Source organism: Rhodoferax sp., assembly GCF_034519335.1.
Lineage (GTDB): Bacteria > Pseudomonadota > Gammaproteobacteria > Burkholderiales > Burkholderiaceae_C > Allorhodoferax.
This window is the reverse complement of the sequence record NZ_JAXHOL010000038.1, coordinates 170679-189720: the sequence shown is the minus strand read 5'-3', so window position 1 is coordinate 189720 and position 19042 is coordinate 170679. Positions and strand designations below refer to the sequence as shown.

General features: G+C 64.7%; 16 protein-coding genes. 10 read left to right on the top strand and 6 right to left on the bottom strand.

What is annotated here, in order from left to right; all coding sequences use genetic code 11:
* Nucleotides 1-13 precede the first annotated feature (13 nt).
* The gene (locus U5O12_RS17480) at nt 14-136 is read left to right on the top strand and encodes a hypothetical protein (protein WP_322579876.1); all 123 of its coding nucleotides are present in this window, start codon (nt 14-16) and stop codon (nt 134-136) included.
* Nucleotides 137-3890: 3754 nt separating this feature from the next.
* Nucleotides 3891-4544, top strand: coding sequence for a DNA-3-methyladenine glycosylase I (locus U5O12_RS17475; RefSeq protein ID WP_322579875.1), 654 nt, complete (start codon nt 3891-3893; stop codon nt 4542-4544).
* A 19-nt stretch (nt 4545-4563) separates the two neighbouring features.
* On the opposite strand, the gene U5O12_RS17470 is transcribed toward U5O12_RS17475, so the two are convergent.
* The 3 genes from U5O12_RS17470 to U5O12_RS17460 are packed head-to-tail and all read right to left on the bottom strand — an operon-like array spanning nt 4564 to nt 6354.
* Entirely contained in the window at nt 4564-5199 is a 636-nt protein-coding gene (locus U5O12_RS17470) for a DsbA family protein (protein ID WP_322579874.1), read from the bottom strand.
* A 14-nt stretch (nt 5200-5213) separates the two neighbouring features.
* Nucleotides 5214-5468: a hypothetical protein gene (locus U5O12_RS17465; protein ID WP_322579873.1), complete on the bottom strand. Its 255-nt coding sequence runs from the start codon at nt 5466-5468 to the stop codon at nt 5214-5216.
* A 7-nt stretch (nt 5469-5475) separates the two neighbouring features.
* Nucleotides 5476-6354, bottom strand: a complete 879-nt coding sequence (locus U5O12_RS17460; protein ID WP_322579872.1) for an MBL fold metallo-hydrolase — start codon at nt 6352-6354, stop codon at nt 5476-5478.
* Between the two features lie 126 nt (nt 6355-6480).
* Between U5O12_RS17460 and U5O12_RS17455 the strand changes: the two genes are divergently transcribed.
* A complete protein-coding gene (locus tag U5O12_RS17455; protein ID WP_322579871.1) occupies nt 6481-7383 on the top strand; it encodes a LysR family transcriptional regulator in 903 nt (300 codons plus the stop codon).
* A gap of 67 nt (nt 7384-7450) precedes the next feature.
* Here the strand turns inward: U5O12_RS17455 and U5O12_RS17450 are convergent, their stop codons facing one another.
* Nucleotides 7451-8047, bottom strand: a complete 597-nt coding sequence (locus U5O12_RS17450) for an XRE family transcriptional regulator (RefSeq protein ID WP_322579870.1) — start codon at nt 8045-8047, stop codon at nt 7451-7453.
* Between the two features lie 73 nt (nt 8048-8120).
* Between U5O12_RS17450 and U5O12_RS17445 the strand changes: the two genes are divergently transcribed.
* Nucleotides 8121-9179, top strand: a complete 1059-nt coding sequence (locus U5O12_RS17445; RefSeq protein WP_322579869.1) for a low specificity L-threonine aldolase — start codon at nt 8121-8123, stop codon at nt 9177-9179.
* 92 nt (nt 9180-9271) lie between these two features.
* Here the strand turns inward: U5O12_RS17445 and argH are convergent, their stop codons facing one another.
* A complete protein-coding gene (gene argH, locus U5O12_RS17440) occupies nt 9272-10705 on the bottom strand; it encodes an argininosuccinate lyase (RefSeq protein ID WP_322579868.1) in 1434 nt (477 codons plus the stop codon).
* A 39-nt stretch (nt 10706-10744) separates the two neighbouring features.
* On the opposite strand from argH, the gene U5O12_RS17435 reads away from it, so the two are divergent.
* Genes U5O12_RS17435 through U5O12_RS17425 form a run of 3 tightly spaced genes read left to right on the top strand, consistent with a single transcriptional unit; the run spans nt 10745 to nt 13313 of the window.
* Nucleotides 10745-11782, top strand: a complete 1038-nt coding sequence (locus tag U5O12_RS17435) for a sensor histidine kinase (RefSeq protein WP_322579867.1) — start codon at nt 10745-10747, stop codon at nt 11780-11782.
* Nucleotides 11779-12546 carry a LytTR family DNA-binding domain-containing protein gene (locus U5O12_RS17430; RefSeq protein WP_322579866.1) on the top strand — a complete coding sequence of 256 codons (768 nt, stop codon included), beginning with the start codon at nt 11779-11781 and terminating at the stop codon, nt 12544-12546. Before U5O12_RS17435 ends, U5O12_RS17430 begins: the two co-directional genes overlap by 4 nt.
* Before the next feature lie 8 nt (nt 12547-12554).
* The gene (locus tag U5O12_RS17425; protein WP_322579865.1) at nt 12555-13313 is read left to right on the top strand and encodes a substrate-binding periplasmic protein; all 759 of its coding nucleotides are present in this window, start codon (nt 12555-12557) and stop codon (nt 13311-13313) included.
* Between the two features lie 36 nt (nt 13314-13349).
* On the opposite strand, the gene ppc is transcribed toward U5O12_RS17425, so the two are convergent.
* Complete coding sequence (gene ppc, locus U5O12_RS17420; RefSeq protein WP_322579864.1) at nt 13350-16172, bottom strand: phosphoenolpyruvate carboxylase; 2823 nt, start codon at nt 16170-16172, stop codon at nt 13350-13352.
* A gap of 98 nt (nt 16173-16270) precedes the next feature.
* On the opposite strand from ppc, the gene hemC reads away from it, so the two are divergent.
* The 3 genes from hemC to U5O12_RS17405 are packed head-to-tail and all read left to right on the top strand — an operon-like array spanning nt 16271 to nt 19042.
* On the top strand, nt 16271-17191 hold the full coding sequence (gene hemC, locus U5O12_RS17415) for a hydroxymethylbilane synthase (protein ID WP_322579863.1): 921 nt from the start codon (nt 16271-16273) through the stop codon (nt 17189-17191).
* Nucleotides 17192-17195: 4 nt separating this feature from the next.
* Nucleotides 17196-17990 carry a uroporphyrinogen-III synthase gene (locus tag U5O12_RS17410; protein ID WP_322579862.1) on the top strand — a complete coding sequence of 265 codons (795 nt, stop codon included), beginning with the start codon at nt 17196-17198 and terminating at the stop codon, nt 17988-17990.
* Nucleotides 17987-19042 (top strand): uroporphyrinogen-III C-methyltransferase, encoded by a 1056-nt coding sequence (locus tag U5O12_RS17405; RefSeq protein ID WP_322579861.1) that lies wholly within the window; start codon nt 17987-17989, stop codon nt 19040-19042. Before U5O12_RS17410 ends, U5O12_RS17405 begins: the two co-directional genes overlap by 4 nt.

Sequence of the window (19042 nt, the reverse complement as noted above, 5' to 3'; positions counted from 1 at the left end):
GATTGGACGACCCATGAACCACCTTCGCACCGCATTGCTTGTCAGCGCCGCCAGCCTGTGCAGCGGCCTGGCCTTGCCGACACCGGCAAACCCTCTCACCGGCGCAGCCCATCGACGGCGCGCCGGCGGGGGCTGACGCCCTGGGCCGACGCACCACCACCGGCGAGGGGCGGCGGCCCACGCAGCCGCGCCACCACCGACACAGCCCACCTATGGCGTGCCTCCCTCAACACCGCAATATCCCGCCGCAAGACTTTACGCTCGCCGACCGCTACGCCTGGCCCTGGAACCCAGCGACAAGAGGACGTGCGGGCGAAGGGAGGGCGGCGACGCGGGCGACACAAGCGAGCCCCGACGCCGGGGCGGAGCAAACCGACCGCCCTCAGCCGGGCGACTTTCTGGCGCCAAACACCGGCACCGAGCTATTGAGCGCGACCAACTATTCCTGGCCAAACCTCTGCACGGCACGCTCCACACCAACCAACCGCGCCTGTCGCTCGCAGCAGGCGCCGGCACCAACGAGCAACTGGGGCCCGAGGTACGGTGGCCTACCTGCTGCCAAACCTGGCCATGGTGCCAGACCGCGCCACCCAACAACCTCCCGCGGCCAGCCAACGGACGGGCAAGGCCGCAGAAGACCCGAACCTTTTTGGCCTGGCGCCCAACAAAACACCTCCATCACCCGCCTATGCAGACCTGGCCGGGGTGCCCGGCCACCCCAGCCGCAACCGCGGCACTACCTCTCGGCCCAGGGCTGATTTGAACACACAAGAACGACATGAAACACCTCCTCATCGCAATCGCCATCGCCACCCTACCTGCCACCGCCCCCCCATGCGCAAAGCGCCGCCCCCGCCACAACGATCGCTTACCACCCTGCCCAAGCCCGGCCCGACACTATGGAAGTCTTTGTGGCCGGCCTGAAGGCTGACCCGCGCATTGGTGTTCAGTCGACACCAAATCGTCCTACCTGCCCTGGACCAGTTTTCGTGGACGCGCCGCAACCGCGCCGACACGCCCACGCGGCAGGAACAACAGGCGCAGCAACGCCGAGAGTGCTGCAAGCCAGACGCACGCAACATTCCTTTCGACCAAACCACTCGCGCCCTGCCCCATGCACCGGAGTCATCACGCCAAGCACCACACCATCATATGATTGATGCCGCCCTCGCGCCTGCGCCCCCGGCTCCGCGCCCGAGGTGCTGACACCGCGAGCAAGCCCACGCCCATCGGGGACGCACCCCCAGCGCGCCAGCCCAAGACCCCCTCCCAACACCCGTGGTAACCGGACAGCACCCCCGGCTGTGGGCGGGCCCGTGTGCGTCATCACGTGACCCCTACCCCCTGGTGCCGCGGGCCGGCGGTGCGCAAGGCACGGCCCGCCGCCGAGCACGCCCGCCAGCGCCGCCGTCTTCACCATGACACCCGCGCCAGGCGCAGCCCCGCCTTCATCCACCGCGGCGGGCCATCTCGTTGCCGATTCGCCCTGCGGCGATGCCGGCGTGGCCGTGCGGAGAGACCCGGGGTGCCGCCAGCCTCGTCCGCACCCGCACAGCTGTCGACGCCCTGCGGGTCTGGCAGCCCGCCAAGACATTTCCTAGGCGCCCGCCGAGACGTTGCGGGCATAAGCCGACTCTGCACACACCGGATTTATAGTCAGTAAACAGCACCATCAGACTCTCGCGCAACCACGCTAGAGCCCTTTCAAATTAGCCGGCCACGACCCCGCTTTTTCACAGCATCTTCATCGCCCCTTAACAGCCTGGCCGGCCGTCTCGCGCACGCCGCCCTGGCCCCATGGCCAGGGGCTCGCGACATCGCTCTCGCCACCGCCGCAGCACTTGTCGCCCAGCCCCCAGGGCCGCCGCGGCGGCCCGAGTTGCGGAGCGCCCGGCTCTGGTAGGCACCCACGCGTGCAGGGAGTTGCCTTGGGCAAACGTCACCAGCATGGAGGCGCGACTTGTCGTCGGCCAACACGCCACGATTCGATCTTGGCTTTGCAGCTGTTGCAGTCGCATTTCACTCCCAGCTCCTCCCATCCATCCCCCCGCATGGCCGCCCCCCGGCCCCCACGGCTCGCCCACTCCCCCCGTCCCCCCCTCTTCCCCCACACCGCAGCGCTTTCTTCTCCCCCCATTTCGATCGCGTCCACACCGCGCTGCTCGACTGGGGTGTGAGGTCGCAGTTCGTATCAGGTTGAACAGGCGGCTTTGCTGGATGAGGGCAGCGGCGCGCCGGGCGCTGTTCGCGGGCCATGGCCAAAGCGGCGGCGTGCGCCACCACGCAGGGTGCCCAAGGCGTCGCTGCTCGCCAGGCGGCCACGTCGGGGCGCGGTCTGCGGCCCTTCGCGCGCCGCACGGCGCGGGTCCGCCGCGGCGTCCGGCTGCGTGCCCGCGGCGCGCATTGCCGGCCAGCTCGCTGCTCAGGTCGCGCACATAGGCCAGGCCACCACCTCGCTTCTTCTTTCCAGCTTGCCCGCCTGGCGGCCCGCCGTTCGCGCCTCCCGCCTGGTGTGGGCGGCGGGCGGTCGGCCGGCGCGCCGCCCGCGGGCCGCCGCGCGCGCGCGCGCGCCGCCCGCGCCCGGCCCGCCGGCCGGGCGGGCCCGGCGCGGTAGCCGCCGCCGCCCCGCCCTCCTCACCCTCCCCCCGGGCCCCCAGGGCCAGGCCGAGTTCGCGCCGCGCGGCGGGCGCTCGCCGGGGCCGCCGCGCGCGGCGCGTGTCGCGCTCCCCATTCCCGCGCCGCGCGGCGCCCCCACGCCCCATAGGGACCCGCGCGCGGGCCCCCCTTCGCTCCCGCGCGGGGGCGGGACACTCTCATCCCCGCGCTCCCAGGGGCGCGTGCGCCCGCCCCCCCCCGGACCCCCCCCTTCCCTCCCTCTGCGCTCTCCCCCCCCCTTCGGCGCCGCCCCCCGGCCCTGCCCCCCGCGCAGCCGGCGCCGGACTGGGCACCCGGCCTCCGCCCCACCCCCGCCTGCGGCCCGCCGGTGCCGGCCGCCCGGCCGCCCGGCCCACCCCCCACCCCCCCTGGGCGGACGCCTGCCGCGCCGCGCGCCGACCCCTCCCCGCCCCCCGCCCACGCCGCACCGTGACCTCTGCCCCGCCGGGCGGGCCGGGCCCCCTCACACCCCCTCCCGCCCGCCGCCCCGCCTCTCGCCCCCGTCCTCTTCTCGTGTCTGCCTCCTCGGCGCCCCGCGCGCCCTTTCAAGCCGCCGGCCCCCCCCCCACCCGCCCCGCCCTCGCGCGTGTGGCGGCGGGCAGGCCCCGGGATTCCCCACCTGCGCCGCCACCCTGGGATCCCACCAACCGGCCACCAACCCCGAAACCGTGTGCCCGGGCAACATAACACCGCTTACCGCCCAGCCGCCTGGCTATTTGCCTCCTGTCTCCATCTATTCCTCTTCCCATCCTTCTTCCACCCCAGAAACCATCACACCGCTTTTCCCCTCTCGTTCTGCCTGCCCTTCCACCACCCATCGCCCCCCTTCACCACTCTCCCCCCCGAGGGCCCGCAGCCACACCGTGCTGAGCCGCTCCGCTGCACATCACCACCAGTCCGCTCGGCTGCTGCCAGGGTGTGTGGGCCGGTCCGCCTAGGCCGCAGTGGCACGGCGCCCGCCCGCCCCCACTTGGACACCTGCTCCAGCACCGCCCCCAGCCGTGGCGCCGATGACGCCCATTCCGCTCACTGTAGCCACCCCCCTGGCTGGGCCTCAGCACCCATCCAGCGCGCAACCGAGCGCACCCCCCAGCCGCTTCCCCAACCCGGCGCCAGCACGTGCAGACCAGCGGCACATCCTCTACAGCCAGCAGCGCCTCACGCACCCCGGCTCCCGGGCTTGCCATATACTGTGCATAAAAACAGTATTTGTATTTTGACAAGGGAGCCCTGCCATGCTTGACGACACCACTGCCCCCACCGGCTTGTTTGCCGACGACAGCCAGGTCACGCGCTGTGTGTGGTGCCGCGCCACGCCGTTCTACCAGCATTACCACGATCAGGAGTGGGGCTTCCCGGTCGACAGTGATACACGCCTGTTCGAGAAAATTTGCCTGGAGGGTTTTCAGGCCGGCCTGAGCTGGCTCACCATCCTGAACAAGCGCGAAGGTTTTCGCGCCGCCTTTGCCAGCTTTGACATGGACCAGGTGGCCGCCTTTGACGACGCCGATGTGAAGCGCCTGGTGCTGGACGCGGGCATCGTGCGCCACCGCGGCAAGATTGAGTCCACCATCAACAACGCGCAGAAGGCGATCGCGCTGCGCCAGGAGTTTGGCTCGCTGGCCGCGTATTTCTGGCGTTTTGAGCCTGCGGCCACCACCCGCCCCAGTCAGATCACCCGGCAAACCCTCAGTGGCATCACGACCTCACCCGAGTCCATTGCCCTGTCCAAAGATTTGCGCAAGCGCGGCTGGAGTTTTGTGGGGCCGACGACCATGTACGCCTTCATGCAGGCCATGGGGCTGGTGAATGACCACCTGGAAGGCTGCCACGCCCGCGCGCGCGCACTGAAGGCGCGGGCGGACTTTGTGGTGCCCACGCCCGCTTGAGGCTCGGCGCTGCGTTGGTTTAGGCCTGCGTCAGGCTGGCCTGCAAATTCTCCACGCTGCTGTACAAGGCTTGCCCCTGTACCAGCCGGTCGCCCGCAGCGCTGTGCACCACCAGCGCCGGCACGCCTTGCGCGCGGTGCTGGCGCATCAGGCGCTGCGCAGCTTGCACGCGCGCAGCATGGGCTTCGTGCAAGGTGGCATCGGGGCTCTGCAGGCGATCGGCCGCAGTGGCCAGGCCCAGGTCGCGCAGCTGCTGCGCCACCACCTCCACATCCGCCGTGTCCAATCCCTGCACATAGCGCGCCTCTTGCAGCACCTTGAGCGCTTCCAGCTCGCGGGCAGGCTCCGTCAGCGCCACGGCGCAGAGCGCCAGGGTGGTGGTGGTGGAGTCAAACGCGCTGCCGGGCTTGCCCAGCACATTGCTACGGTAGGCCTCGGTGAAGCGCTGGCCGGTGAGCTTGGCAATGCGCACATCGTTGGACCAGGCGTACTCGGCAAAGGCGGCGTCCATGGTGCGCCCGCCGCCGGAAAACAGGCCGGTGGGGGCCAGCGTCAGCGAGACCGATGCGTCTTGCGCCAACTGTTGGATAGCAGGGGCGGCGCCGTAGCACCAGCCACACAGGGGGTCGAACAAATAGGTGACGTGGGTGGACATGGGCTGGTGTTCTTTCAATCGTTGGTCAGGGGAGCGGCTGCGAGCGCCTGCTCAAAAAGGGCAATCTCTTCTTGCAGGCTGCCCCGGCTGCGGAAGTGCCGGGCGGCGCGGTTGTACCAGTTCTCCGCGTCCTCCAGGTCGCCTTCTTGCAGGTGCAGGATGCCGTGCAACCAGGCGGCCAACATGGAGTCGTCCTTCTGCACCAGGTCGTGCGCGGCGTGCCAGCGCCCGGCGTGCAGGTCTTGCAAAACTTGGTGCAGAGCGGTCATAGGAGGTTCACCACTTCATTTCGCCAGTGTTGACCTTGGCGCCGATGTCCAGTGACAGTCCACCGTCAGTCAGGGCCGGGTAGGCCTGCTGCATGGCGGGGATCAACGTGGCGCTGGTTTTGTTGGCAGCAAGGTTTTTCTCGAAAGTCTGCAAGTAGTCCTTGGTGAAGGCAATGGTGCTGGCATCTACCTTGGTGCCTGCCTTCATGTGGCCGGGAATTACCAGCTCGGGCTTGAGAGCCGCCATTTCGTCGAGCTGGGCCACCCATACGGCGCGCTCGGCGGCGGTTTGGGTGTCAGCGGTCCAGACGTGCATGTTGCCGAACACGCCGATATTGCCCACCACCGCCTTGATGGAAGGGATCCAGGCATAAGGGCGGTGCGCCAGCAGGCCTTGGGTGCCGCGGATCTCGATGGTCTGGCCTTCCAGCGTCAGGGTGTTGCCTTCCAGGGCACGGGGCACCACCGGTTTGCGCGGTGCGTTGGCGCCCATCTTGGGGCCCCAGAACGCGACCTTGCCAGCGAGCTTGGGTGCTAGTTTGCCCAGCACAGCGGGTGTGGTCACCACGTCGGCCTGCGGGAACACTTCTTTGAGCGCTTCCACACCGAAATAGTAGTCAGGGTCGGCCTGGCTCACGTAAATGGTGGTGAGCTGCTTGCCACTGTCGAGCACGTTGGCGGCAATGCGCAAGCCATCGGCACGGGTGAAACCGGCGTCGATGACGACGGCGTCTTTCTGGCCATAGACCAGGGTGGAATTGACGTTGAAACTGTTGCCGTCGGCGTTGTAGACCTTGACGGTGAGCGGCTGCTGGGCGTGGGCGGCGCCAGACATGGCGGTGAAAGCGATGGCCAGCGATGCGGCGATGACGGTGGTGCGGATCATGGTGAACTCCTGGTGGTGGGACGCCAAGAGATAAGTCTCATCAGCGTTGGAGTGAACTTTAGTTTCAATAATCGCGCAGATAAACCTGATAATTTGCGCATTACTGTTTCATAAATTGAGCAAATCATGGACCGTTTGACTGCCATGCAGGTGTTTGTGGAAGTGGCGCAGAGTGGCAGCTTCAGTGCCACGGCCGACAAGCTGGACATGTCGCGCGCCATGGTGACGCGCTATGTCGGCGAGCTGGAGCAGTGGCTGGGCGCCCGGCTTTTGCAGCGCACTACCCGCAGCGTCACGCTGACAGACGCCGGCGAGAGCTGCCTGCGCCGCAGCCAGCAGATGCTGGCGCTGATGGACAACGTGGAAGAAGAAACCAGCCGCCACGACGGGGCGCTGCGCGGTCAACTGCGGGTGACCTGCAGCATGTCGTTTGCCTATGCCGAAATGGCGGCGGCCATTGCCGACTTTCTGGCGCTGTACCCGCAACTCAAGATCGACCTCGATGCCAGCGAAGGCGCGCTCAACCTGGTGGAGGCGCGCATCGATCTTGCCATTCGCATCAGCGCCGAGCCGGACCCGGCGCTCATCGGCCGGGTGCTGGCGCCCTGTGCGTCGGTGCTGGTGGCATCTCCCGGCTATCTGGCCAAACACGGAACACCCGAGCACCCCACCGACCTGCAGGCCCACCGCTGCCTGAGCTATGCCAACTTCGGCAAAAGCGTGTGGAAGCTACAGCGTGGTGAGGAGCAGGTCGAGGTTCGCGTGGGCAGCCACTTCAGCGCCAACGAGGCCACCGCCTTGCTGCGGGCCGCGCTGGCGGGCGGCGGGGTGGCCATGCAACCCACGTATCTGGCCAGCCCGCATGTGGCGGACGGCAGCCTGGAGCTGGTGCTGCCGCAGTGGCAGCTGCCCATGATGTCCATCTACGCGCTCTACCCCTCGCGCAAGCACCTCTCGCCGGCGGTGCGGGCCTTGCTGGACTTTCTGGCCGAGCGCTTTGCCAGCGAGCCCTGGAAGCTACAGCGCTAGCTTGCTATCGTTTCAGTAGCTACTCGCGCATATGCAGCGGGCGCTAGCACCTGTTTTTATTCAAAATTCACCCCAGGTGCTCCACCACCAGAACCGCCTTGGCCATGCCCTTGCCGGTGTTGCTGATGGCGTGCTGCACGTCCACCGCATAGCGCGCGCTGTCGCCCGCCTTGAGCACCTTGCTACTGTCGGCGGCTTGTATGGTCAGGCTGCCGCTGAGCACCGAGAGGTGTTCTTTGGCACCCGCCTCGTGGGGTTCAGACGCCAGCACACCGCCGGGCTCCACAGCCAGCTCGTACCACTCCACCCGCCCCGCCAGGGCTATGGGCCCCAGGATGCGTAGCGTGCATTTGCCGTCCGGGCTGGTGGTTACCGGAATGGTGTGGGCGGGCACCAGCTCCACCGTGGGCGTGGCCTTGTCGGTGCTGGTGGTGCCCAGCAGCTCGGTCAGGCTGATGCCCAGCGCGGTGGCCAGGCGCCACAGCACACCCACCGTCGGGTTGGCCTGGTTGCGCTCCACTTCGGAGAGCATGGACTTGGACACCCCCGCCCGTTTGGAGAGTTCGTCCAGCGACAGCTTCTGCGCCTTGCGCGCATCTTGCAGTTTGGAGCCTACGGCCGGTGGGCCGTCCGTCAAAGGAGTGGGGGAGGGGACTTGCGCCATGATGGTTTTGGTCGGTAAAATGGATTTTTGTTCGATATACCGGAAATATCCGCTAAAACGATATTACACCGCCATGACCACTTTGACCACCACGATGCCCGGCTACCAACTGCAATTCGCCAGCGACAACACCTCCGGCATCTGCCCCGAGGCCATGCAGGCGTTCATGGCGGCCAACACCGGCTTTGCGGCGTCTTATGGCAATGACGATTCCACCCGCCTGGCCTGCGACCGCATCCGCGAGGTATTTGAGGCGGACGCCGAGGTGTTTTTTGTGTTCAACGGCACAGCGGCCAACTCGATTGCGCTGGCGTCCCTCTGCCAGTCCTACCAGGCGGTCATTTGCAGCGATACCGCCCACGTAGAGACGGATGAATGCGGCGCGCCCGAGTTTTTCTCGAATGGCTCCAAGCTGCTCTCCGCCCCGCACCGCCACGGCAAGCTCACCTCTGCGGGGGTGCTGGAAGTCATCACCCGCCGCACCGATGTGCACTACCCGCGCCCTAAGGTCGTCACGCTGACCCAGTCCACCGAGATGGGCTCTGTTTACCAGAAGGGTGAAATCAGCGGTATCAGCCGCATCGCGCAAGAGCACGGCCTGAAGGTGCACATGGACGGCGCCCGCTTTGCCAATGCGGTGGCGGCCCTCAAGGTGACGCCGGCCGACATCACCTGGCGCGCCGGGGTGGACGTGCTGTGTTTTGGCGGTACCAAAATGGGCCTGCCGATTGGTGAGGCGATTGTGTTTTTTGACCGCAAGTTGGGCGAAGAGTTTTCTTATCGCTGCAAACAGGCGGGGCAGTTGGCCTCCAAGATGCGCTACCTGTCCGCCCCCTGGCTGGCCATGCTGACCGACAACACCTGGCTGCGCCATGCCGCTCACGCCAATGCCATGGCGCACCGGCTCTCGGAGCGGATTGCCGGCATCGCCGGTGCGGAGCTGCTGTTGCCCACCGAAGTCAACGGCGTCTTCGTCAACCTGCCCGAACCCGCCATCGCCCGCCTCAAGGCCCTGGGCTGGACCTTCTACACCTTCATCGGCGGCGGTGCGCGCTTCATGTGCTCTTGGGCGACGACCGAAGAGGCGGTGGACCATTTGGCCAGCGATTTGGAGCTTGTGTTGGCGGGTTGATTCAGCATCTCGATGCTACAAATTCAATAGCTGCTTGCGCAATAAAAACGGGGGCTAGGCCCCCGTTTTGTTTGAAAGTGCTAGGTTAGGCCTTAGCCTAAACGCGCCCGGTGCCGCGCAACCTGCGCCTTCACCTGTGCCGGTGCCGTGCCGCCCAGAATGTTGCGGGCGTTGAGCGAGCCGCGCAGGCTCAGGCAGTCGTACACATCTTTCTCGATGCTGGCGTGGAAGCCTTGCAGCACTTCCAGAGGCAGTTCGGACAGATCGCAGGCATGGCTTTGTGCCGCCTTCACGGCGTGGGCCACGGTCTCGTGTGCATCGCGGAAGGGCAGGCCCTTCTTCACCAGGTAGTCGGCCAGGTCGGTGGCGGTGGCGTAGCCCTTCAGCGCCGCGCGCTCCATGGCCTCCGCGTTCACGCTGATGCCGCCTTCCTTCTGGCCGGTGGCTGCATTCACTTGGCCGCCCATCATCTCGGAGAAGATGCGCAGCGTGTCCTTCAAGGTGTCTACCGTGTCGAACAGCGGTTCCTTGTCTTCCTGGTTGTCCTTGTTGTAGGCCAGGGGCTGGCCCTTCATCAGGGTGATCAGGCCCATCAGGTGGCCGACCACGCGGCCGGTCTTGCCACGTGCCAGCTCGGGCACGTCGGGGTTTTTCTTCTGCGGCATGATCGACGAACCGGTGGTGAAACGGTCCGCAATCTTGATGAAGCCAAAGTTCTGGCTCATCCAGATGATGAGCTCTTCGCTCATGCGGCTGATGTGCACCATGGTCAGACTGGCGGCACTGGTGAATTCGATCGCAAAGTCGCGGTCGCTCACGGCGTCCAGGCTGTTCTGGCACACGCCGTCCATGCCCAATGTCTTGGCCACACGCTCGCGGTCCAGCGGGTAGCTGGTGCCGGCCAATGCCGCACTGCCCAGCGGCAGGCGGTTGGTACGGCGGCGCACTTCGGCAAAGCGCTCGGCGTCTCTAGAGAACATTTCTACGTAGGCCAGCATGTGGTGGCCAAAGCTCACGGGCTGGGCCACTTGCAAGTGGGTGAAGCCGGGCAGGATGACATCGGTGTTCGCTTCGGCCACATCCACCAGCGACTTTTGCAGGTCCACTAGCAGCTCGCCAATCAGGTCAATCTCACCGCGCAGCCACAGGCGCACATCGGTGGCCACCTGGTCGTTGCGGCTGCGGCCGGTGTGCAGGCGCTTGCCAGCATCGCCCACCAGCTGGGTCAGGCGCGCCTCGATGTTCAGGTGCACGTCTTCCAGATCCAGCTTCCATTCAAAGGCGCCGGATTCGATTTCGCCCCAGATCTGGGTCATGCCTTTTTGGATGGACGCATGGTCTTCAGCACTGATGATGCTTTGCGCTGCCAGCATGTCGGCATGCGCCAGACTGCCGGTAATGTCGGCCTGCCAAAGGCGCTTGTCAAAGAACACGCTGGAGGTGTAGCGTTTGACCAGATCGCTCATGGGCTCGGAAAACAGCGCGGACCACGCCTGAGATTTTTTATCGAATTGGTTTTGGGACATGGGAAGCGCTTTTCAGAATGGAGTCAAAATCTGGTGGACATGAACGACACCCAAATATTATCGACGTTCCAGGAGCTGGCCCCCGAGCCTGTGGCCCACAGCAAGGCCCCGGCTTTGGTGTTTGATGCCTGCCAGATCGGAGTGGTGTTGCGGGCGGTGTTGTTCGTAGAGCTGGCCGTGGCGGTGGCGGCCATGTTTTCAGCGGCCACCCTGTGGGACTGGGTGATGCTTTTTTCGTTGATCACGGGTGGTGCTTTGCCGGCCACGCTGGCCTGGCTCTTGTCTGCCTGTGTGGCCAAACGCTGGTTGGCCCGTCTGCGGCCTGCGGCGCAGTACACGGCTGCCATTGGTTTGGGGGCGGTGGCCGGGCTTTATGGCTGTGGCCTGCTCGCCGCTTCGGGCCTGTTGCTGGATGTGCCCTGGGTGGGTAGCGCCTGCAGCGGGGCCTTGATTTCCTCCATTTTGGTGGCGGCCCTGGTGATGCGGGCCAAGGGGCGCACCCCGGCCGATACTGCAGCGCGCTTGGCCGAACTGCAGTCGCGCATCCGCCCCCACTTTTTGTTTAATACCCTCAATAGCGCCATTGCGCTAGTGCGCGCCGAGCCCGCCAAGGCCGAGGCGCTGTTGGAGGACCTGAGTGACCTGTTTCGCCACGCGCTGATGGACCAAGGGACGGCAGTGACGCTGGCTGACGAGATTGCGTTGGCGCGGCGCTACCTGGCGATTGAGCAGGTGCGTTTTGGTGAGCGTCTGGATGTGCAGTGGGCACTGGACCCGGAGGCGGACCAGGCCAAGCTGCCCCCGCTCTTGCTGCAGCCCTTGGTGGAGAACGCGGTGCGCCATGGTGTGGAGCCCAGTGCCACGGGTGCCGCCATCCGCATTTCTACCCAGCGCCGTGGCTCCACGGTGGTGCTGAAGGTGACCAATACGGTGCCCGCGGGCCAGGGTTCGGAGGGCCACGGCTTGGCACTGCGCAATGTGCAAGACCGGTTGGCTTTGCTGCATGATGTGCAGGCCCAGTTCCGCTGTGGCCTGAAAGATGACGTGTACCAGGTTCGCATGGAGTTTCCCGCATGACTGCAACTGCACCTTTCTCGCGTCGTTTGCAAGTGATGGTGGTGGACGACGAAGCCTTGGCCCGATCGCGTCTGCGCACCCTGCTGGGCGACTGTCACAACCCCGGTGCCGAGGTGGTGGCCGAAGCCGCCAACGCAGCCCAGGCGCTGGAGTTGATGCGGGGGCGCCGTTTGGACGTGGTGTTTCTGGACATCCACATGCCGGGTGCCGACGGCCTGGCACTGGCGCAAACCCTCAAGACATTGCCACAGCCGCCCGTGGTGGTGTTTGTTACGGCACATGCCGAACACGCCCTGCAGGCCTTTGACCTGGAAGCGGCCGACTACCTGACCAAGCCTGTACGGCTGGAGCGCCTGCAAGTGGCGCTACAAAAAGCAGAGCGGCTTGCGCATATTCCACAAGGGTTAGGCGGTGTTTTTGCTTCTGAAGAGGTGCTGGTGATTCAGGAGCGGCACCGTACCGAGCGTGTGCCATTGCAGCAGGTGCTGTATTTCAAGGCCGAGCTCAAATACATCACGGTGCGCACCGCGGCGCGCAGTTACATCCTGGATGGCGCGCTCAATGATCTGGAAACCAAATACGCCGAGCATTACCTGCGCATCCACCGCAACGCGATTGTGGCGCGCTGGGCCATTCGTGCGCTGGAGAAACACTACGACGCCGAAGAGGGCGAGGGCTGGGCCGTTCGGCTGCAAGGGGTCGAGGAACTGCTGTCGGTATCGCGGCGCCAGCTGGCCACGGTGCGCGGTTTGATTGCGCAATGAAGCGAGCCTTGCTGTCCCGGTGGTCCCGGCTGGTGTTTTCATGCTTGTGGTTTGCGATGTGTGCCGTGGGCGCTGGCAGTGTTAGCGCTGCAGACCGTATCCGCATCGGAGCTGAAGACGATTGGCGCCCTTATTCCTACGTGGCAGAGGGCAAACCCGTCGGGTTTGCGGTGGACCTGGCGCGTGCGGCCTGGGCGGCAGCTGGCGTGGAGGTCGAATTGGTGCCGCTGCCCTATGCCCGCTGCATGCGAGAAGTGGACAACGGCACCTTGGCAGGGTGTTTCGATACCTTGCGTGACGCCCGCACTGAAGACAAATACTTTTGGCACAAACGTCCCTTGTTCAAAGCGCGCATTGCCATTTATGGCCGCGTGCAGGGTGCTGTGGCAAATCGGGTGGGGCCAGCAGATCTGCTGGGGCGCCGTATCGGGGTGACCAATGGCTACGACTATGGCGAGGCGTTCGACAATGACACCCGCATGGTGCGCGACGTGGCACCGTCGGACCTCATTTCCCTGCGCAAGCTGGTGGCGGGTCGCGTGGATTACGCGCTGGTCTATGACCGTGTAGCGCAGGAAATCGCCCGGGTACATCCCGAGCTGGGTCAGGGATTCGTACAGCGTGGTGTCTTGGTTGAACCACTGCTGTACCTCTCATTCACCAAACGGCAACCTGGTATGAAGACACTGATCGCCCGATTTGATGCCGGGCTGGACAGCATCCATAAATCAGGCGAGTACGCGCGCATTGAGGCGCGCTGGCGGTAAGACAGCCCCCAGCGCCTTACCGCAGCGCTGCGCGCATTAGCCTGTGTTACGCAGGCCCGCGGCGATGCCGTTGATGGAGATGTGGATCCCGCGTTGCACCCGCTCGTCGGCTTTGCCTTCGCGGTAGCGACGTACCAGCTCCACCTGCAGGTGGTGTAGTGGGTCGATATACGGGAAACGGTGGCGGATCGAGCGTTGCAGGGCCGCGTTGTTGGCCAGACGGTTCTTCTCTCCAGTGATGGTGGCCAAGGCCTGCGCCGTAGCGTGCCATTCGGCCTCGATCGCGGAGAAGATCTTCTTGCGCAGGCGTGCATCGCCCACCAGCTCGGAGTAACGAGACGCCAGCGCCAGGTCGCTCTTGGCCATTACCATGTCCATGTTGGAGAGCAAGGTGCCAAAGAAGGGCCACTGTTTGTACATCTTCTGCAGCAGCGCCAGGCGCTCTTTCTGCTCGGCGGCAGTGCCGCTGCTGATGAATTTCTGCACCGCAGAGCCAAAGCCAAACCAGCCCGGTAAGGTCAAACGACACTGGCCCCAGCTGAAGCCCCAAGGAATCGCGCGCAGGTCTTCGATCTTTTGCGAGGCCTTGCGCGACGCAGGGCGCGAGCCGATGTTGAGCTCGGCAATCTCGCGGATCGGTGTGGAACTGAAAAAGTATTCTGTGAAGCCCGGAGTCTCGTACACCAGCGCGCGGTAGGCCGACATGCTGTTTTGCGAGAGCTCGGCTGCGGCTTCCAAAAATGCCTTGGTGGCGGACTTGGTGGGTTGCAGCAGGGTGGCTTCCAGCGTGGCGGCCACCAGGGTTTCGAGGTTACGCCGACCAATTTCGGGGTTGGCGTATTTGGAGCCGATCACCTCGCCCTGTTCGGTCAGGCGAATTTGACCGCGCACGGTGCCGGGGGGCTGGGCCAGAATTGCCTGGTAGCTCGGGCCGCCGCCGCGGCCGACGGTGCCGCCACGGCCGTGGAACATGCGCAGCTGGATTTTGTGCTGGGCGGCCAGTACATCGAACAGTTCGACCAGCGCGATCTCGGCGCGGTACAGCTCCCAGTTGCTGGTGAAGATGCCACCGTCCTTGTTGCTGTCTGAGTAGCCCAGCATGATGTCCTGCTCGGAGCCACTGCGTTTGACCAGCTCGGCCACGCCAGGCAGTGCGTAGAAGTCGCGCATGATGGGCGCTGCGTTGCGCAGGTCTTCGATGGTTTCAAACAGCGGCACCACGATCAGGTCGGCGGTGGCTTGCGCGTCCAGCGTTCCGCGCATCAGGCCCACTTCTTTTTGGAGCAGCAGCACTTCGAGCAGGTCGCTCACGGTTTCGGTGTGGCTGATGATGTAGTGGCGGATGGCCTCATGGCCAAAGCGCTCACGCATGACCTTGGCAGCGGCGAAGATGGCCAGCTCGCCCTGGGCATGGGCCGAGTACTCCACACCGTGCACGCGCAGCGGGCGCGCGTCGTTCAGCAAGCCCAGCAGCAGTGTCCGTTTGGCGGCTTCATCCAGCGCGCTGTAGTTGGCTTCTACGCGGGCCGTTGCCAGCAGTTCGGCCACCACCTCCTCGTGCTTGTCAGAGCTTTGGCGCAAGTCCACCGTGGCCAGATGAAAGCCAAACACCTCCACTGCGCGGATCAGCGGGTGCAGGCGCTGCTTGATCAGGGCTGCACCGTGGTGGGCCTTGAGCGAGGCGGCGATAGTGCGTAGATCGGCCACAAAGTCTTGGGCCAACAAATAAGGATTTTGGGGCGCCACGGCGTGGCGGGCGGCTTCGGTGCCGGTCAGGCTTTTGAGGGTGGCGGCCAGGCGTGCGTACATGCCGGTCAGGGCGCGGCGATAGGGCTCGTCCTTGCGGTGCTCGTTCTGGTCGGGGGAGCTTTCGGCCAGAGCCTGCATCTCAGGGGTGCAGTCGGCCAGCATGGCGGAGATGGACAACTCGCCGCCCAGGTAATGCACTTCCGTCAGGTAGTGGCGCAGCGCCACTTCGGCCTGCCGGCGCAGTGCGTACTCCAGGGTCTGGGCGCTGACATTGGGGTTGCCATCGCGGTCGCCACCAATCCACTGGCCCATGCGCAGAAAGCTGTGCACGGGCTGGGCGCCCAGCATGTCTTCCAGGTCAGCATACAGCTTGGGGATCTCGCGCAGGAAGGTGGACTCGTAATAACTCAGCGCGTTTTCAATCTCGTCGGCCACGGTGAGTTTGCTGAAGCGCAGCAAGCGAGTTTGCCAGAGCTGCATCACGCGGGCGCGCATCTGGGCTTCGTTGGCGGCCAGTTCTTTGGGTGTCAGGGCGTCTTTTTTGCTGTCGATCGATACGGCGCGCTGCTTGATTTCGTCGCGTGTGGTGAGCAGCTGGGCGATGTCACGCTCGGCATCCAGGATGCTCTTGCGCTGCACTTCGGTGGGGTGGGCGGTGAGCACGGGCGAGACATAACTTTGCGCCAGGGTTTGCGAGATGGTCTTGGGTGCAATGCCGGCCCAGCGCAGGCGCGACATGGCAACCTCGATGCTGCCTTCCTGGGTGTCTCCCGCGCGTTCGTGCACGGCGCGGCGGCGGATGTGGTGGCGGTCTTCGGCCAGGTTGGCCAAGTGCGAAAAATACGTGAAGGCCCGGATCACGCTCACGGTCTGGTCTCCGGACAAGCCCTTGAGCAGCTTCTTCAGCGCCTTGTCAGCCTCGTGGTCGGCATCGCGGCGAAATGCGACTGACAGGGTACGAATCTGTTCGACCAGCGCATAGGCGTCCACGCCCTCCTGCTCCCGAATCACGTCTCCCAGAATCCGGCCCAAGAGACGGATGTCTTCAACCAGGGGACGCTCGTTGTCTTTGCTGCGCTTGGCCGTCTCTGCGGCAGGTGCTTTTTTCATGGGTCTGGAGGGAGGGGTGAGGGGGGCTTCGGGTGAAGCAAGGATCGCGCCCATGCTAGCATTGAAGGCTACTTATCGATTACAAGCAGGTTACGACTTTGCCCCATTTTACGATCGCTACACGTGAGAGCCGGTTGGCCCTTTGGCAGGCCGAACATGTCAAGGCATTGCTGGAGCAGCAGGGTGCTTCTGTGACCCTGTTGGGCATGACCACCAAGGGGGACCAGATCCTGGACCGCTCACTCAGCAAGGTGGGCGGCAAGGGCTTGTTTGTCAAAGAGCTGGAGGTTGCGCTGGAAGAAGGCCGCGCCGACCTCGCTGTGCACTCGCTCAAAGATGTGCCCATGGAACTGCCTGATGGTTTTGAGCTGGCCTGTGTCATGGAGCGCGAAGATCCACGCGATGCTTGGGTTTCCAGCGGCTATGCCAGTGTGCAGGACCTGCCGCAAGGTGCCGTGGTAGGTACCTCCAGCCTTCGCCGGGTTGCATTGCTGCGAGCTATCCGTCCCGACCTCAAAATTGAACCATTGCGCGGTAACCTGGACACCCGCCTGCGCAAGCTGGACGATGGCTTGTACGACGGCATAGTGTTGGCCGCTGCCGGGCTCAAACGCTTGGGATTGGCATCTCGGATTCGCACAACTTTTGCGGTGGAGCACATGTTGCCGGCTGCCGGTCAGGGGGCTTTGGGCATTGAGGTTCGGACAGGCCGTGATGATGTGCGCTCCGCGCTCCAGCACCTCGCCCACCAGCCCACTTGGCTGGCGGTGGCTGCTGAGCGTGCGGTGAGTCGCATGATGGGCGGCAGCTGTTCCATGCCGTTGGCAGCCTACGCCACGCTAGAAGGTGCCGAAATGCTCATCCGCGCGGCATGGGGAGATGCTGAAGGCGTTCAGCCCTTGGTGACGTCGGAAGCGCGAGGGGCGGTGGTGAGTCTGGCTCAGGCTACGGCGCTGGGTGAGCGTGTGGCTCTGCAGTTGCAGGCCGGTGTGCGTGCTTTGCCCCTTTCAGGAGCTTGATGCCATGCGTGTGATCGTTACCCGCCCTGCAGGGGAAGCCCAAAAATGGGTCACCACGCTCCAGGGCGCAGGTTACCAAGCTGTCAGTCTGCCCTTGATCAAAGTGTTGCCTGCTGCACAACCCCAGGCAGTGCTAGACGCCTGGAAACACATAGCGGATTGGGATGCAGTGATGTTTGTCAGCCGCAACGCGGTGGACCACTTTTTTGCACTAAAACCACCTGAAACGTCCGTTTTTTGTGCGCAAGCAGCTATCAAAAAGAGAGCGTACGTTACCGGACCCGGCAGCTATTCTGCCTTGTTGCGTGCGGGGGCCGAGGCACCCTGGATCGACTCGCCTGACCATGCGGCCGGACAGTTTGACTCCGAGGCCCTTTGGCGTGTGGTGCGCGGACAAATGCGCTCCGGCTTTCGCCTGCTGATTGTCCGTGGTACCACGGTGGACGGTGCCAGCAGCGACGAAGGCGTGGGCCGAGACTGGTTTGCCAAACAGGCCACTGCGGCCGGTGCGCAAGTGGACTTTGTGGTGGCCTACCAGCGCCAGCAACCGCAACTGGATACCCTGCAGCGTGAGCAGGCCTATGCCGCTGCCAGCGATGGCACGGTTTGGTTGTTCAGCAGCTCGGAGGCGATTGCCAACTTGCAAGCCCAGTGCCCGGCGCAGCCTTGGCAAGAGGCTCGCGCAGTGGTCACCCATCCGCGCATTGGCAAGGCCGCCCGTGAAGCCGGCTTCGGTGTGGTGCGGGAGTCACGTCCAGCGCTGCCCGCGCTGATGGCGTCGATAGAATCGCTGCAATGAACGCCGAGTCTGCTGCACCCCTAGAAACCCCCTCTGCGGAGCAGGCGCCACCTGCAGCATTGCTGCCCACCGTGAAGTCCTCGCGTCGTTGGCTGCGTGGAGTTGCTGTGGTGGCGGTGGTCGGCTTATTGGCCAGTGCCTTGCTGTGGCAAAAACTCAGTTCCATTCAGGAGCAATTGGCGCGTCAAAGTGCCGACACTGGCTCGCAGGCCAACGAAGCCCGCGCCATGGCCCGCCAAGCACAAGAACTGGCCATTGAAACCGCAGCCAAACTCGCCATGACCGAGGCGCGGCTGAGCGAGGTGTCCCTGCAGCGCAGCCAGCTCGAAGAGCTGATGCAAAGTCTGTCCCGCTCGCGTGATGAAAACTTGGTTGTTGACATTGAATCTGCCGTGCGCCTTGCCCAACAGCAGGCCCAGCTTACCGGCAGTGCAGAGCCGCTGCTGGCCGCCCTCAAGACTGCTGAGCTGCGCGTAGCCCGCGCAGCGCAACCTCGCCTGACCCCCGTGCAGCGGGCTATTGCCAAGGATGTTGCACGCATCAAGGCTACGGCCTTTGCCGATTTACCTGCTTTGTTGGTCAAGCTCGATGAGCTGGTGCAGGTCACCGACGAGTTGCCCGTTGCCAATGCAGTGGCTGTGGCCCGGCCCGCAGAGAGTTTGAAACGCAAGGACGCTGAGTCGATGGCCAGCTGGTGGAGCCGCGCGATTGCTGTGGTGCACGCCGAATTGCAAAGCCTGGTGAGGGTAAGCCGAATCGACAACCCGGATGCGGTGCTGCTATCGCCCGAACAGTCCTTCTTCTTGCGCGAAAACCTGAAACTGAAACTGCTCAACGCGCGCTTGGGTTTGCTGACCCGTCACAACGATTCTGCACGTTCGGATTTGGCTTCTGCTTCCCTGGCGTTGGCCCGTTACTTCGATGTCTCCTCGCGCAAGACGCAGTCCGCACAGGCTTTGTTGCAGCAGCTGCAAGGGCAGATGCGCGCTCTGGAGTTGCCTCGGGTGGACGAAACCCTGGCAGCACTGACCACTGCGGCTGCGGGGCGCTGA